At 55.0% G+C, this 14,710-nt stretch carries 14 protein-coding genes; 7 read left to right on the top strand and 7 right to left on the bottom strand.

Going from position 1 to position 14,710, the window contains the following annotated elements; genetic code table 11:
* Positions 1-9: 9 nt before the first annotated feature.
* Entirely contained in the window at positions 10-2,343 is a 2,334-nt protein-coding gene (locus tag sS8_RS08220) for a DNA internalization-related competence protein ComEC/Rec2 (RefSeq protein WP_119629237.1), read from the bottom strand.
* Between the two features lie 79 nt (positions 2,344-2,422).
* On the opposite strand from sS8_RS08220, the gene sS8_RS08215 reads away from it, so the two are divergent.
* Positions 2,423-3,067 (top strand): DUF2062 domain-containing protein, encoded by a 645-nt coding sequence (locus sS8_RS08215; protein ID WP_119629236.1) that lies wholly within the window; start codon positions 2,423-2,425, stop codon positions 3,065-3,067.
* A 40-nt stretch (positions 3,068-3,107) separates the two neighbouring features.
* Here the strand turns inward: sS8_RS08215 and lolD are convergent, their stop codons facing one another.
* The 3 genes from lolD to fur all read right to left on the bottom strand — a co-directional run bounded on the left by lolD (position 3,108) and on the right by fur (position 5,530).
* A complete protein-coding gene (gene lolD / locus sS8_RS08210; protein WP_119629235.1) occupies positions 3,108-3,788 on the bottom strand; it encodes a lipoprotein-releasing ABC transporter ATP-binding protein LolD in 681 nt (226 codons plus the stop codon).
* Positions 3,781-5,028, bottom strand: a complete 1,248-nt coding sequence (locus tag sS8_RS08205; protein WP_119629234.1) for a lipoprotein-releasing ABC transporter permease subunit — start codon at positions 5,026-5,028, stop codon at positions 3,781-3,783. The genes lolD and sS8_RS08205 overlap by 8 nt, the downstream gene beginning before the upstream one ends.
* 70 nt (positions 5,029-5,098) lie before the next feature.
* Positions 5,099-5,530: a ferric iron uptake transcriptional regulator gene (fur, locus tag sS8_RS08200; RefSeq protein WP_119629233.1), complete on the bottom strand. Its 432-nt coding sequence runs from the start codon at positions 5,528-5,530 to the stop codon at positions 5,099-5,101.
* 78 nt (positions 5,531-5,608) lie between these two features.
* On the opposite strand from fur, the gene sS8_RS08195 reads away from it, so the two are divergent.
* The gene (locus sS8_RS08195; RefSeq protein WP_119632664.1) at positions 5,609-6,058 is read left to right on the top strand and encodes an outer membrane protein assembly factor BamE; all 450 of its coding nucleotides are present in this window, start codon (positions 5,609-5,611) and stop codon (positions 6,056-6,058) included.
* Between the two features lie 29 nt (positions 6,059-6,087).
* Here the strand turns inward: sS8_RS08195 and sS8_RS08190 are convergent, their stop codons facing one another.
* Both sS8_RS08190 and sS8_RS08185 read right to left on the bottom strand, forming a co-directional pair.
* The gene (locus sS8_RS08190; protein WP_179952404.1) at positions 6,088-6,357 is read right to left on the bottom strand and encodes an RnfH family protein; all 270 of its coding nucleotides are present in this window, start codon (positions 6,355-6,357) and stop codon (positions 6,088-6,090) included.
* A 27-nt stretch (positions 6,358-6,384) separates the two neighbouring features.
* Positions 6,385-7,737 (bottom strand): sodium-dependent transporter, encoded by a 1,353-nt coding sequence (locus sS8_RS08185; RefSeq protein WP_119629231.1) that lies wholly within the window; start codon positions 7,735-7,737, stop codon positions 6,385-6,387.
* 107 nt (positions 7,738-7,844) lie between these two features.
* Here sS8_RS08185 and smpB point away from each other — a divergent pair, with 107 nt between their 5' ends.
* The 3 genes from smpB (at position 7,845) to sS8_RS08170 (ending at position 11,135) form a co-directional block, all read left to right on the top strand.
* Positions 7,845-8,324 carry an SsrA-binding protein SmpB gene (smpB, locus tag sS8_RS08180; protein ID WP_119629230.1) on the top strand — a complete coding sequence of 160 codons (480 nt, stop codon included), beginning with the start codon at positions 7,845-7,847 and terminating at the stop codon, positions 8,322-8,324.
* Between the two features lie 126 nt (positions 8,325-8,450).
* Positions 8,451-9,704, top strand: coding sequence for a D-alanyl-D-alanine carboxypeptidase (locus sS8_RS08175; protein WP_119629229.1), 1,254 nt, complete (start codon positions 8,451-8,453; stop codon positions 9,702-9,704).
* A 987-nt stretch (positions 9,705-10,691) separates the two neighbouring features.
* Positions 10,692-11,135: a plastocyanin/azurin family copper-binding protein gene (locus tag sS8_RS08170; protein ID WP_119629228.1), complete on the top strand. Its 444-nt coding sequence runs from the start codon at positions 10,692-10,694 to the stop codon at positions 11,133-11,135.
* A 192-nt stretch (positions 11,136-11,327) separates the two neighbouring features.
* Here the strand turns inward: sS8_RS08170 and fnr are convergent, their stop codons facing one another.
* Positions 11,328-12,056, bottom strand: coding sequence for a fumarate/nitrate reduction transcriptional regulator Fnr (fnr, locus tag sS8_RS08165; protein WP_119629227.1), 729 nt, complete (start codon positions 12,054-12,056; stop codon positions 11,328-11,330).
* A gap of 693 nt (positions 12,057-12,749) precedes the next feature.
* Between fnr and sS8_RS08160 the strand changes: the two genes are divergently transcribed.
* Both sS8_RS08160 and metA read left to right on the top strand, forming a co-directional pair.
* Entirely contained in the window at positions 12,750-13,598 is an 849-nt protein-coding gene (locus sS8_RS08160) for an ATPase (protein WP_119629226.1), read from the top strand.
* Positions 13,599-13,622: 24 nt separating this feature from the next.
* Positions 13,623-14,693 (top strand): homoserine O-succinyltransferase MetA, encoded by a 1,071-nt coding sequence (gene metA / locus sS8_RS08155; protein ID WP_119629225.1) that lies wholly within the window; start codon positions 13,623-13,625, stop codon positions 14,691-14,693.
* Positions 14,694-14,710 lie beyond the last annotated feature (17 nt).

Here is a 14,710-nt window from a genome sequence, read left to right as displayed (position 1 = left end):
TGCCATAGCTCATTCCGTCGTCGTTTTGGGATGGGCGTTCCAATACCGGCCGCTTTCTTTGCGATAACTCTCCACTTTCAGATCCTTCCGCCCATCGCCGATGAGTATGCTTAGCGCACCGGCTTCGGCGGTATTTAGAACCGGAATGGCCAGATCCCGATAGCGCTTCAGCACCGGCCGATGAGGAAATCCGTATCGATTGAGATAGCCTGCGGGAATCAGTGCGAAACGAGGTTTCACGAGCGTCAGGAAGTCGAGACTCGAAGAAGTTTTGCTGCCATGATGGGGGACGACCAGAATGTCGCTGGTCAAGCCACGCCCATAACGTTCGACCAGCAGGCGCTCCCCGGTTTTTTCGATGTCGCCCGTTAGAAGAGCGCTTCCGCCGGCTCCGCTGATTTTCAGTACGCAGGAGTTATCGTTTTCATGCGGGCTTTTCTCGATAGGCCCCAGCATCTCGAATTTGACGCCGTCCCATTCCCAGAATTGTTCCGCTTTGCATGTTTCCGTCGGGAACTCCGCCAACTTTTCCGGCACGCTGGTATAAGTGCGTCCCACTGTAAATCGCTTGAGCAGCGACGGAGCACCGCCGATGTGGTCGTTGTCTCCGTGACTCACGATCAAAGCGTCGATACGCTCGATGCCGCGATGGCGAAGATAAGGCTCGATTACGGCCGAGCCGATATCGAAGCGGCTTCCGTACCTGGCGCCGGTGTCGAAGATCATGAGGTGTTCGCGAGTCTCAACGGCAACGCCCAGCCCCTGGCCGACGTCGAGCACGGTAAGCCGGAAGCCGGCCTGAGGGGGGCTTGCCGGCTGCGCGGTCAGCGCCGGAACCGCCAGTACGAGGCCGAGCCAGCGGGCGGGAATTCCCCTGGGGGCCAGTAGCAGCACGAAGCCGGCCAATGCCAGTGGAATGGTCCAAAGCGGTGGTTCCGCATGAATCCACTGAGCTGCCGGCAACTCGGCAAGCCATAGAAGAATGGGCCATGTCCATTCGAGCAAGCGAGACGCGAGGATCAACAGCGCTTCTCCCGCCAACGGCAGTATCGGTAGCAGCAATGCGCCTGTCAGGCAGAGCGGGATCAGCAGCAGGCCGATCAAGGGAACGGCGAACAGGTTGGCAATCGGGGAGATGAGCGAAACCTGCTGAAAAAATAACATCAGCAAGGGCGCCAGGCCCAGCGAAGTGGCCCAGTTCACCCGCAGCATGGCTCGCCAGCCGCGGAGTTTGCCCCGTCGATAAGAAACCACGAAAAGGATCAGTGCGACTGCTGCGAAGGAAAGCCAGAACCCCGGCGCCAGGACCGCCAATGGATCGTAAAGCACAACGGCCAACAGTGCGGTGGCCAGGACGCGGAAACCGCTGAGGTGGCGTTGAGCGATGACGGCGCCCATGACGATGCCGATCATGATCACGGCGCGTTGTGTGGGGATCGCGAAGTCCGCCAGGGCCGAGTAGAGAAGGGCGGCGGTGAAAGCCGCAACGGCCGCGACGGTCGGCGGCGACCAGCGCATCGTGGCCAGACTCGACCACGCCCGGCGTATCAGGAAAAAGACGAATCCCGCCACCAAACCGATATGCGAGCCGGAAATCACAACCAGGTGCGTCGTGCCCGTTCGCCTCAGTACATCCCACTGAGCGGGCGAGATGTCGTCAGCTGCTCCCATGATCAGAGCTTTCACGATACCGGCCAAGGGTTCACCGTCGAGCGTTGCCGATAGCCGGTCGTAAAGGGCTTGTCTCCAGACTTCGAATGAATAAGGGAGATCTGGCACATTGAGACGCCGATTGTCCGGCGATTCGGTAACATAACCGACCGCACGGATTCCCTGGGCAAAGAGCCATCGTTCGTAATCGAGGCCACCGGGATTCAGCATTCCATGCGGCGGTTTGAGTTTTACCCTGAGCTGCCAGCGCTCGCCCGCCTTTAGCGAGGTCCTGTGGTCATACCAGCTTAGCCGAACGCGCGACGGTAAGATCAGTTCGGCCGGTTCGATGGTTCGTTGGATGTCGAAGTCGAATCGGAAGCCGTGATCAAACGCCTGGGGAATGGTAAGAATGACGCCTTCGATGGTGGCTGTCTGTCTTTCGGACGAATTCGGAAGGCTCGGGTCGAGACGAGTTCCGGCGACAGCAAGCGCCCAAAGTATGCCGCACAGAAACGCAGCGGGAATGTGCAGCCGAAAATAGGCCGCTACACTTAGAACGACGCCTACGAGAGCGAAGGCCCAGGCGCCGGGTAAAAATGGAAGCAGTTGGACGCAACTGGCCCCGCAGACAAGGGCGATGGCTACCGAAACTACCGCTGGGTAACGGTTTTGGGGGATCGAGAATTTCATTCAACTTTGAATTTCAAATCCGTACAATAGCGCGCCTTTTACCTAAAAAAATAGTTCACAATCATCCCAGTTCAGGGTTATGCCTAAAAAGTTTTTCAAACGTTACCTGCCGGATTCAAAAAAAATAAAGGAAATAAAAGCCTTGGATTTTTTGGGCGACAAGCTTCACTCGCCGAATCTGTGGCATCTCAACCGTCGCTCGGTGTCTCGGGCTTTCGCTATAGGGCTATGGGCCATGTATACGCCACCATTGCCTTGGCAACAAATCATCGCCGCCGTCCTGGCGATCTATTTCAATGCCAATCTGCCCATAGCCGTAGCCTTAGTCTGGATTACCAATCCTTTGACCTGGGCGCCCATGTATTACTTTGCCTACAAAGTCGGTGCGCTAGTGATGGGGCAGGCGGCCTTCAGCTTCGATCAGTTCTCCGAGCTGTTCACGATAGAAAAAGCCTTGGAGCTTGGAACGCCGCTATTGATCGGCTGCGCCATTCTGATGCATGTCGGCGCCTTATTGGGCTATTTCGGGATTCGCTTCGTATGGCGACGATCCGTGCTTCACCAATTGGAATTGAGGCGGTTTCGCAATTCGCCATTGAGTACGGCGTTCATGGTTCGGGAAAGCTACGCGTCGTACAAGAAGTTTCTGGCACACCGTCTCAAGCACGAGAAAGCCGGTTCGGCCGGACTGGCTACAAAAAATACGGCGAAGGGGCGGGGTTAGCGGCGATTTCGTCCAGATACGGACGCAATTCGCACGAACTTTATGGCGTGACGATCCGTCCGTCTTCCAGGTGCAGTATCGTGTCCATGCGCTGAGCCAAGGACGGATCGTGGGTAACGACGAGGAAACTCACTCCGTTTTCGCGGTTCAGCTCGAGCATGAGCTGATACACCTGTTCCGCGGTTTTTCGATCGAGATTTCCGGTCGGCTCGTCGGCCAGAACGCACTTCGGTTTTGTTACGAGCGCTCGTGCGACCGCCGCGCGCTGACGCTCGCCGCCCGATAACTCTCCGGGCTTATGTTCCAGGCGTTTGCCCAATCCGACCCGCTCCAGCATCGCGGTCGCGCGCTTTTTCGCTTCGGGTATCGACAGCCTCGCAATCAAAAGCGGCATGGCGACGTTTTCCAGGACCGTGAATTCGCCCAGCAGGTGGTGAAATTGATAGACGAACCCCAGTACCCGGTTTCTGAGTTGAGCGAGCCTCCGTTCGTTCAGTGTTCCTAGATCCACACCGTCCAATTGAACTTGTCCCCGCGTGGGGCCATCGAGTCCCCCGAGTACATGCAAAAGCGTACTCTTGCCCGAGCCGGATGCACCCATAATGGCCACCTGCTGTCCCGGTTCTACGGAAAGCGAGATACCCTGTAATACGTCGACGCTCAGATTGCCCTGCGCGTAACGTTTGTGTAGATCGCGACACCGGATGACCGGCTCATTCATAACGGAGCTCCTCGGCGGGCTTGATTCGGGACGCCTGCCAGGCCGGATAGATCGTGGCCAGGATGGAAAGCAGGAAGGCCATCGAGGTAATCCGGTACACGTCCGACCAGATCAGCTTGGATGGCAGTTCGCTGATGTAGTAAACGTCGGCCGACAGGAAGTGGACGCCGAACAATCGCTCGATGGCCGGCACGATGGTTTCGACGTTCCAGGCCAGCAAGACCCCACCGACGCTGCCCAACAAGGTGCCGAACGCACCGATGATCGTGCCCAGTACGATGAATATTCCCATGACTTCGAGCGGGGTCATGCCTTGAGTTCTCAAGATCGCAATATCCGAGCGCTTGTCGGTAACCACCATCACCAGCGTGGAGACGATATTGAACGCGGCGACCGCGACGATGAGCAGCAGGATGATGAACATTACCCGCTTTTCGGTTTGTATGGCTTTGAAGAAATTGCTGTGCGACTGCGTCCAATCGGCAATCTGATAACGCCCTTCGAGTTTGGAGCCCAGATCACGCGCCACATGTTGAGCATAGAAGACGTCGTCCAGTTTGAGCCTCAGCCCTGAAACGGCGTCGTCGAATCGAAACAATTTTGCGGCGTCTTCCAGCTGAATCAGAGCCAGATTTCGATCGTACTCGTACATTCCGACCCGGAAAATTCCGACCACGGTGAAACGTTTGAGCCGTGGCAGAATGCCGGCGGGCGTGGCCGTGAGTTGCGGCGTGATGACGGTTATTTTGTCGCCGGTGAAGACGCCCAAATAATCGGCCAGCTCGGCTCCGAGAATGATGCCGTATTCCCCGGGGCCGAGCGCTTCGAGATGTCCTTCCACTATCCGGTTGGCGACCTCGGACACGCGCGGCTCATAATCAGTCATGATGCCGCGCAGCATCACGCCGCTCACCCGGCGATCCGAGTTGAGCATGGCCTGCCCCTCGATATAAGGAGCCCAGCCGAGAACGCGCGCGTCCCGTTCCAGTGGGGATTCGAGCGCGCGCCAGTCGCGGAGTTGTCCGTTCAAACCCGAGATGGAGGCGTGCGACGTCATGCCCAAAATGCGCTCGCGAAGTTCCGCCTCGAACCCATTCATCACCGATAGAACCGTTATCAAGGCTGTCACGCCCAGGGCTATGCCTAAAACGGAGGTAAAGGTGATGAACGAAATGAAGCGCGTACGGCGTTTAGCCCGCGTGTAGCGCAGACCGATGAACAGGATCAGTGGCTTAAACATGGGCCGATATCGACCGCGCTCCGCAGACAGTGAGCTTCATGGGCAAACAAAAAGATGGTTGTCGGGAAATTCAGAGAGGCGAGTGGCCTTTCTGGCAATCTATACAGATGCCGTAGAGACAGAGAGAGTGATCGGTCAGCTTGAAACTTTTTTCTTGTGCAATTTCATTCTGGCGCTTTTCGATGACTTCATCGCTGAATTCTTCGACTCGGCCGCATTTGACACAGACGATGTGATCATGGTGCTCGCCGCGATTCAGCTCGAAAATCGAATTGCCTCCCTCGAAATGATGACGTTTAACCAGTCCTGCAGCCTCGAATTGGGTCAAGACCCGATAAACCGTCGCCAGACCGATTTCTTCGCCATCGCTGAGTAGTGATTTATAGACTTCTTCCGCAGTCAGGTGTCGATCCGATCCGCTCCGGTTCTCCAGCATTTCCAGAATCTTGACGCGCGGGAGAGTGACTTTGAGTCCGGCGTTTCGTATGTCTTGACTTTCCAAAGCGGTAACCTACGCAGTGTTTTAAGTCTTTTGATCGAGTATGATTGGACGTTCAGTCCGATACGCCGCAATCATATCATGCCGAAGAGCCTCACCGTAATAACCTACTGTCTCTGTCTGTTTTTTGCCGGCTGTTCCACGGAAAAGCTTAAAGAATCTCTACCTGGCGTATACCGCCTCGACATCCATCAGGGCAATATCGTTTCCCAGCAGATGGTGGACCAGCTTCGGCCCGGGATGACCAAGCGGCAAGTGGCTTTCATCATGGGATCGCCGCTGATTGTCGATCCTTTTCACGATAACCGCTGGGATTACCTCTACTCCAACGAGCCGGGCGGCAAGCCCCGGATGCAGAAGCGTATTACTCTGGTTTTCGATGGGGATGAGTTGATGGGGCTGCAAGGGGATTTCAGGCCCGGCAACCTTCCCGAAATCGATCCGGATGATGTAACGATCGATATTCCAAAAATCGAACGCGAAAAAAGCCTTTGGGAAAAGATTAAGGGCCTGTTCGGAAAAAACGATTAGCGGTTTGGGGAAACGCCGCGGTTTTCGATCTATCTCTTTGCTGCGCGCGCGCGTCTCGCCTCCTTCGGGTCGGCGATCAAGGGGCGATAAATCTCAACGCGGTCTCCCGGCCTGATCGGTTGATCAAGCGAGCAGATCTTGCTGAAAATTCCGATCTTGTTCTTGGCCATATCGATCTCCGGAAAACGGTCCAAGATGCCGGAAGCCACGATGGCGGTTTCCGCGGTTGCATTTTCCGGCACGTCCACGGCGAGAATAATCTGGCGTTCGGGTTTCGCGTAAGCGACTTCGACTTTCATTGCTTTAAGCGTCGGAATTTTACCGAATCAGACGACATCAATCGCGCTGAGCGCGACAAGGGCAACAGCTAAAGGCGAAATGTAACGGATCGCGAATTGCCAGTATTTATAGGCCGCACCCATTTCGAGTTCGGCTTCGGAAACTTCACGCATCACGATCCAGCCGGCAAATAGTGCAACCAGGATGCCCCCGAGAGGTAGCATGAAGTTTGCGGTGAGGAAATCCACGATCTCGAAGAAGTTTTTCCCGAACCAGGTGTTTTCGGACCAGACATTGAAGGAGAACACAGTACCGAGTCCCAACAGCCAGCAAGTCACTCCGCTCCAGAGCGATGCCGCCTCTCGGGTCATGTCCCGGTTTTCCGAGAGCCAGGCCACGGCAGGTTCGATCAAGGCGATGGCGGAAGTGATTGCCGCAAGGAACAAGAGGACGAAAAACAGGAGTCCGAAGAACGAACCGCCTGGCATTTGCCCGAAGGCGATCGGCAAGGTTTGAAAGATCAAACCTGGACCCATGGTTGGTTCCAGCTGATTTGCGAATACGATCGGAAAAATGGCAACCCCCGCCAGCAAGGCTACCAGGGTGTCCATAAAGGCGACGAACGTCGTGGATCGCGGAATCGAAACATGGCTAGGCAAATAGGAGCCATAAATCATGATCGCGCCCATGCCTAACCCCAGAGAAAAGAATGCCTGTCCCAGCGCTACCAGTACGCTTTCTCCGCTCAAGCGGCTGAAGTCCGGTTTGAACAGGAACGATATTCCTTCGCCGAAACCATCGGAACTCATGGCATAACCGTCCAGGAGCAGGAGCATCACGAGCAGCCCCGGCATCATGAAGCGCGTCGCGCGTTCAAGTCCACCGCTGACACCGCGGCTGACGATGGTCATCGTTATGGTCATGAAGATCGTGTGCCAAATGAACTGAATTTCCGGGGAGCTCTTGAGATCCCCGAAGATCCGGCTAGCGCTCTCGGCGCTGACATTGTTCATGAAGCCGCTGTTCATCTTGAACATGTAGACCATCGACCAGCCGGCGATGACCGAGTAATAAGACAGAATCAAAAAGCCCGACAATACGCCGAGCCAGCCGGCATAGTGCCAGGCCGGACTCGCCTTCGCTTCCCGGGTCAGCGTCAACATGGTGTTGATGGGATTTTGTCGGCCGCGGCGCCCCAGCATGGTTTCCGCAATCATCAGCGGAATGCCGATGGCGATGACGCACAGCAAGTAGACAGCGACGAACGCGCCGCCTCCGTTTTCGCCGGCCAGATAGGGAAACTTCCAGATATTCCCGAGACCTATGGCCGAACCGCTTGCAGCCAGAATGAACGCCAAGCGTGAGGACCATTGGTTGTGCAGGAAACGTTGATCGGTCATGTGTTCTCCGAATTATTGTTCTGAGCCAATCGAAGGTCCGGACGACCCTGGGATGGGTTAAAATAACAAGATTTTTACGTAGAGTCAGGCAGTTTAGTTTCAAATACATGGCCGCAAAGAAAAACAAGGATACCGCCGGAACCGGCACCATCGCCCTTAATCGGCAAGCCACGCATGATTATTTCATCGAGGAGCGCTTCGAGGCGGGATTGGTCTTGCAGGGATGGGAGATCAAGAGCCTGCGTGCGGGAAGAGCTCAACTCAAAGAAAGTTATGTCACACTGAAAAACGGCGAAGCCTGGCTGCTCGGAGCACATGTTTCCCCCCTGGCTTCCGCCTCCACTCATGTCATGCCGGATCCCATCCGCACTCGTAAGCTGCTTTTGCATCGTCGAGAACTGAGCAAGCTGATTGGCCATGTGGAGCGCAAAGGATATACGCTGATCCCGCTCGCGTTGTATTGGAAAAGTGGGCGTGCCAAACTTGAAATCGGTTTGGTGAGAGGCAAAAAGCAGCATGACAAGCGCGCCAGTGAAAAAGAAAGGGATTGGCAGCGGGAAAAGCAGCGCATCATGAAACAGCGCTGAGATCCCGCCGCTTCACAGGGTGTGTTGCTGTCCGGTTTTCTGGCGCAACAGCCGAGATTCGGGTTTTGACTGCCTCTTTGTGCCGGTTTGGCAACACTTCACGCAATTTGAAGAATTGACACAGCGATGCATTGGCTTGAGTACAATCACCTCTTCGTTTTGGCAATCTTGGTCTTGGCATGCGGAATTTTTCTCGCTCCCCGGGTTGAGGCCGCTCCTTATGCCGCTCTCGTGGTGGAAGTCGAAAGCGAGCGTTCCTTGTTCGAACGGAATGCCGACGAATTGAGGTATCCGGCATCGCTAACCAAGATGATGACGCTGTATCTGGTCTTCGAAGCCCTGGCGAATGGCCGTATTACCCGTGACACCGTGTTCAAGGCTTCGAAGTATGCCGTTCTGCGCCCGCCCTCGCGGTTAGGGTTGAAGGCAGGCGATTCAATTACGGTCGAACAGGGCATATTGGCTTTGGTGACGCGGTCCGCAAATGATGCGGCCGCCGTAATTGCCGAGGGAATGGCCGGTTCGGAGTCTGCGTTTGCGCAGTTGATGACCGCGAAAGCGCGGCAACTGGGAATGAGCCGTACCGTTTACAGAAATGCCTCGGGCTTGCCCGATCCCAACCAGGTCACCACGGCTTGGGATGTGTTCAGGCTGAGCAAGTCCTTGTACAAGGATTTTCCTCAATTCTATCGCTACTTCTCTACGACCCGCTTCCAGTTCGACGGTCGCAGCTATCATAACCACAATCACCTTCTAAACAGCTACCCGGGAGCGGACGGGATCAAGACGGGATTTGTCAATGCATCCGGTTTTAACCTGGCGGCGTCTGCTCGGCGTGGCGGAAACCGGCTGATCGGCGTGGTTTTCGGAGGATCTAGCGCCGCAGCCAGGGATGCCCATATGCGGGACATACTCGACCACGGATTTGCCCAGCTCGAAGGGTTCGAGCATGAGGTCCAAACCGCCTCTTTCGATCAACCGGAACCCCCTGTCTTACTCTCGCGTCCGCAGTTGCCCGAACGCTCGGTCGAGAGGCCGAGTGACAAAAAACGCCTTAAATTGGCCGGCAGGAAAGCCCGCTCAGCCGATGAAGGCGATGGGCGCGAGAAGGCGGGCGCCGCTCGCGCAAGTCAGGCGTGGCATGTTCAGGTAGGTGCATTTTCCGTCGAGAAGGCCGCGAAGCGGCGGCTCACGCAGGCATTAAAGCTCGCTCCATATCCGCTCCGTCATGCGCGTGCAGCTGTTACCGTACGTAGGCAGGGCGGGAAAAAGCTTTATCTGTCCATTTTTAACGGGATGGCCAAAAAAGATGCGACTGCAGCTTGCAAGGCGCTCAAGTCCAAGCATATAGAATGCATTTCAGGCCGCACCTCAAAGTAGAGCGGAATTGGCATCTTCTCGGAGGTAATTGCAGAACGCTGAATCGGACTGGAGTGCCCGGCTCGGAAAAATCGGCGTCATCGTCGACATTTTTGAATTCGGCCCGACGCCAATAGGCGTATTTCTCGAATTTGAATGCGTGAAAGGTGCCGGAAATAGCTGTCTTCATATTGCTCTACATTGTTTTTGCCCCAGGGGCTTCGCAACCGTACTGCGGCGAGAGATCGACCAGCGACAAACCCTTTTGGAATTGCGCGCGACGCATAGTCATGAGTCAGCCTGCCCATAATCGTTGCTCCAGTATTCGAGCCCTCGTGGCTGATTACTTGAACCTAAACTGAACTTCAACGCTCACCAGGTTAACGATTAGATTTGTGCCCGATATCAATGTAGGGTATTGAAAGGGTAACTTATACTCCAGCCAAGTCAGACTCAAACTCGTCTATTTTGGATTAAAGAAAACTTCGTGAAACTCACCGATGACCGTATCGTCGCCTCGGTAACGGGAATGCCGGGGGAGAAATTCACGCCGCTCGCTAAACCTTCTGGTCGGCATGCCGGAATGTGTGACTACTAAAGCCGTCCGAATTCTCCCAACGCCATGAAAAGCGCCGTCCAGGCGGCTTTTGAAGACATTTGGATCGCTTCGTGGATGGCTTCTTGTCTCTTTCCGTCACGCTTTTGGGCTGAAGCAAGACAATTGCGTGGCATCGGAAGCAAGTCCATTGAAGGTCTGGTTTCTTTAGCCGAGACCTTCCGTTGGGAGTCCTGGAAGCGGCGTTTGAGAGCCGTGGGGTGCGGTTGCGGGCTCAGAGCGCGCTAATGTCGTTCATGGCTTGTTAAGCTAATTTGGTGTATTATCGGCGCCCGCGGTGTGAGGTGAAATATCGGGCCGGCTCAGGAAAGCGGCTTTGGCAAAACAGGGACCGTTGTTCGATTTGCCTGGCATCCGTGATAACGAAAAACAGTAGTGTTGGAGGTTATGTAATGATTTTTGCTAAGAAAGCGATGCTCGCAGCAGCGGGCGTGGCGATGTTGGCATCGGCCGTCGTCAACGCAGAAACGATCGAAGTAAAAGGCCAGGGTGTAAAATTTGCGCCTGAAGTTATTCATGCAAAGGTTGGAGATGTAATTTCGTTCCGCAATATGGCGACCCATTTCGTGGAGAGCGTAGAAGGCATGTGGCCGGAAGGGGCTCCGAAAATGTTGTCCGCAATGGGTGCGGACTACGATTATGCTGTCGAGAAAGAAGGCGTGTACGTGTTCAAGTGCCCGCCGCACTGGGGTGCTCGTATGGGCGCCGTTATGGTAGTGGGCGAGCCGGCCGACCTTGACGCTACGGTGGCGAAATACCTTGAGGTTGCTGAGTCCGTTAAAGAAGCGAAGCCCGCAAAAGGCCTTCTGAAAAAATTCAAAGAATCCGGTAAATAATATTTACCGTCCGGTTTCTATTCAAGGGCGTGTCGAGTTTTTTCTCGGCACGCCTTGTTTTATTATGGCTTTGTCGATGGATTTCGGGATATTGGATTGCTTGCAGATATCCGGATATATACCTTTTTGCACGCAAGCGAATATTTAAAGCTACCCTTTCTCGGGCAGGTCGAAAGCTTGTTTGGGGTGACATTAACGATGGGCATATGTGGCTCTGAGTGCCTCCAGGTCCAGTATATGAATGCGTTTGTTGTGTACCCTGATTAGCCCCGCATCTTCAAGATTGCGCAAGGTGCGGCTGACTGTTTCGAGAGCTAGCCCCAGAAAATTGCCTATTTCCTGCCGAGTCAACGTGAGATTGAACTCCGTCGGCGAAAAACCTCGTTTCCGTAGGCGGTCGGAAAGATTCAGGATAAACATCGCAACCCGGTCTTCCGCCGCGCGCTTATTGATGATCACCTGGTCCGTTTCCTCGTCCAGCTTGGCGCTCGCATGGCGGAACATTTCCCGCAGCAAATTCGGTACTTCATGACACAATTGGTCGAGCTGATCGGCGGGGAGTTCGCAGTAGCTCAAAGTTTCGAGAGCAATGGCGGAGCATTTGTGATGATTGGTGGCCACTGCATCGAACCCAAGCAGTTCCCCCGGTAATAGATAGCCCGTGATGAATTCATAGCCTTGGGTATCGTATATGACGGTTTTTGCCGTTCCTCCCTTGATCGCGAGCACGCCGCGAAATTTATCGCCTTCGTGGAAAAGATGCTCGCCTCGCTGAAGAGTTTTCTTGCGGGAGACGATGCGGCTTATGCGTTCAATATCCTCCCGGGCTAGTCCCCGGGGGATGCATAATGAAGTCAGACTGCAGTTCTGACAGGTAACCTGCAGCTTTGTTTTAAGATTGCGCGAAGGTGTATCAGTCACGAGTTGGATTGGATAAATGATCGGCCGGAATAAACCGTTTGCAGTCTTGGCGGATTGGTAATTAAGTCGAAGTCGGATGCTTAGGTCTGTAATTGGGGCGGCGTGATGCGCTCCGTACCCGGTTCATAATCGCGAGCCGGCGGCCTTGCGTCAAGGCGTCGACCAGTTAATGCGTCCTTCGTCACCGCGCGAAGGTAATTCGCCCGTCTTTTTTATATTAAACATATCATCCGATGTTGGGGAGTCTGCATGTTCGAGTTGGACCGTTCGGAAGCCGAACCTGTTAAAATTTGTGCGGTTTACGACATCTCGGAATTCAGATGATTGTTCCTGATATAACGACACAACATCGGCCAGTCGGCAGGGGCGGCACTATCCGGGAGTCGGTGGAAAGATTTTACGGGCACACGGATAGGGTGCCGGAAGCGCGCGACATGGGGGTGATTAACCCAGCGGACTCGGCCGGCGGGGATCTTAGTCAGGACGCAGTCGGCTATCCGTGCCTTCGCATGCGGCATTTTTCAGCGGCGCGAAGGCGCGAGACCAATAATTGATCTGTATGGAAAAGGCTCTCGGCGATATGGTCCTGGCCCCCTGTGCGCGAGTTCCTTGCTCGAGCGTTTGAGCAAACGGCGAATCCATATGATTAATCGGGCTGAATAACCGCTCATCACACTTTACGCGAAAAACATCATGAGAATGAGCCCCAAGGACTTCGATGAATGGGAGACCAAACGCATCACCCTTCTGGGCATGTCCGGCGTAGGTAAAACGACGCTGGCCGATAGCCTACCGAAAAAAACCTGGTTCCATTACTCGGGCGATTATCGGATCGGCACTCGTTACCTGGACGAGCCGATTCTGGACAATATCAAGCGACAGGCCATGGAGGTGCCGTTTTTGCGCGATTTGTTGCGCTCGGATTCGATTTACATCCGCAGCAACATTACCGTGGACAACTTGACACCGGTTTCGACGTTCCTCGGCAAGATCGGCGATCCGACCAGGGGCGGACTAACGTTGGCCGAGTTCAAACGTCGCCAGGCCTTGCACCGGAAGGCCGAGATCGCCGCGATGCGCGACGTACCTGCATTTATAGAAAAAGCCGACTCCATATACGGCTACAAGCATTTCATCAATGACGCCGGCGGCAGTGTCAGCGAGCTGGAAGATCCGGATACGATCAGGATTCTTGCCGAGCACACGATTATTCTGTATATCAGGACTACTCCCGAGTTGGAGCATCTTTTGATCGAGCGTGCTCAGCGGGATCCCAAGCCCTTGTACTATCGGGAGGAGTTCTTGGATCAGCACCTCGCCGAATTCATGGCGGACAAAAATTATTCGGCCATCGAGAAGATTCCGCCGGACGAATTCGTTTCTTGGGTGTTTCCCCGGCTATTCCGCTCGCGGTTGCCCAATTATCAGGCTATTGCCGACGAATACGGCTACACCGTCGATGCCAATGCCGTTGCCAATGTGCGGGGCGAGAGCGATTTCATTCGCCTCGTCATGGACGCGTTGGCGTCCCGAGCGCGTTAAACCTGTTTCGGAGAGCTTAAAGACATGCCTTTGGTAGCCCACACCGACTTGCCCACGTTCAGGCGCTTAAGGGACGAGGGACAGGAGATACTTTCGGTCGAGCGTGCTCGCCATCAGGATATCCGCGAAATGCATATCGGGCTTCTCAATATGATGCCGGATTCCGCGCTGGAGGCGACCGAGCGGCAATTTTTCCGCCTGGTGGGCGCTGCCAATCCGATCGTCCAGTTTCACATGCATCCGTTTACGATCGGCGGTATACAGCGAAGCGAACAGGCGCAAAACCATATCGAACGCTACTACGAAACTTTCGAGCAGATCAGGCGTGACGGGCTGGACGGCCTGATCGTGAGCGGCGCCAACGTAACTCGGGCCCATCTTCAGGACGAAGCGTTCTGGAAGCCTTTGACCGAAGTGTTCGACTGGGCGGCACAAAGCGTAACATCGGTATTGTGCTCCTGTCTGGCTACGCACGCGCTGTTTCAGTACAGCTACGGGGTGGAGCGCACCCATTTGGGCTTCAAGCGTTGGGGCGTGTATTCCCATCGGGTGGTCGAGCGTCGCCATCCGCTGGTCGCCGATATCAACACCCGTTTCGACGTGCCTCATTCCCGCTACAACGAAATTTTTCGGGAGGATATGGAGACGGCTGGGCTTAAGGTCCTGGTGGAAAGCGAGGAAGCCGGCGTACATCTGGCGGTTAGTCCGGACTTTTTGCGCGTCGTGTATTTCCAGGGGCATCCGGAGTACGACACGATCAGTTTGTTGAAAGAGTACAAGCGCGAAGCGATGCGTCATTATTACGGCGAGCGAGAGGATTATCCGCCGTTTCCGGAACATTATTTCAATCTCGACGTGGGCGCCTTGCTAAACGAGTACGGTCAGCTTCTCCGAAGCGCCAGGCGCCTCGGCAAGGCGTCTCCGGAGTTTCCGGAAGCCGAGGTCATCAGACATCTGGACAACACCTGGCGGGATACGGCGAAGGCAGTGTTCAACAACTGGCTGGGATGTATATACCAGGTCACCGACCAAGACCGCCGAAAACCGTTCATGGATCATGTTGATCCGGATAATCCGCTGGGGCTGAGAATCTGACCTGGCTCGACGCGGAA

Source organism: Methylocaldum marinum, assembly GCF_003584645.1.
Classification (GTDB): Bacteria; Pseudomonadota; Gammaproteobacteria; order Methylococcales; family Methylococcaceae; genus Methylocaldum; species Methylocaldum marinum.
Note: the sequence above shows the minus strand (reverse complement) of the source record. Positions and strands in the feature narration are given on the sequence as shown.

What these genes read in the sequence shown, in the direction of transcription:
- sS8_RS08215 (WP_119629236.1), top strand. Translation starts at nt 2,423, where the DNA reads ATGCCTAAAAAGTTTTTCAAACGTTACCTGCCGGATTCAAAAAAAATA.
- sS8_RS08195 (WP_119632664.1), top strand. Translation starts at nt 5,609, where the DNA reads ATGCCGAAGAGCCTCACCGTAATAACCTACTGTCTCTGTCTGTTTTTT.
- sS8_RS08205 (WP_119629234.1), bottom strand. Translation starts at nt 5,028, where the DNA reads ATGTTTAAGCCACTGATCCTGTTCATCGGTCTGCGCTACACGCGGGCT.
- sS8_RS08170 (WP_119629228.1), top strand. Translation starts at nt 10,692, where the DNA reads ATGATTTTTGCTAAGAAAGCGATGCTCGCAGCAGCGGGCGTGGCGATG.
- lolD (WP_119629235.1), bottom strand. Translation starts at nt 3,788, where the DNA reads ATGAATGAGCCGGTCATCCGGTGTCGCGATCTACACAAACGTTACGCG.
- metA (WP_119629225.1), top strand. Translation starts at nt 13,623, where the DNA reads ATGCCTTTGGTAGCCCACACCGACTTGCCCACGTTCAGGCGCTTAAGG.
- sS8_RS08220 (WP_119629237.1), bottom strand. Translation starts at nt 2,343, where the DNA reads ATGAAATTCTCGATCCCCCAAAACCGTTACCCAGCGGTAGTTTCGGTA.
- smpB (WP_119629230.1), top strand. Translation starts at nt 7,845, where the DNA reads ATGGCCGCAAAGAAAAACAAGGATACCGCCGGAACCGGCACCATCGCC.
- sS8_RS08190 (WP_179952404.1), bottom strand. Translation starts at nt 6,357, where the DNA reads ATGAAAGTCGAAGTCGCTTACGCGAAACCCGAACGCCAGATTATTCTC.
- sS8_RS08160 (WP_119629226.1), top strand. Translation starts at nt 12,750, where the DNA reads ATGAGAATGAGCCCCAAGGACTTCGATGAATGGGAGACCAAACGCATC.
- sS8_RS08175 (WP_119629229.1), top strand. Translation starts at nt 8,451, where the DNA reads ATGCATTGGCTTGAGTACAATCACCTCTTCGTTTTGGCAATCTTGGTC.
- sS8_RS08185 (WP_119629231.1), bottom strand. Translation starts at nt 7,737, where the DNA reads ATGACCGATCAACGTTTCCTGCACAACCAATGGTCCTCACGCTTGGCG.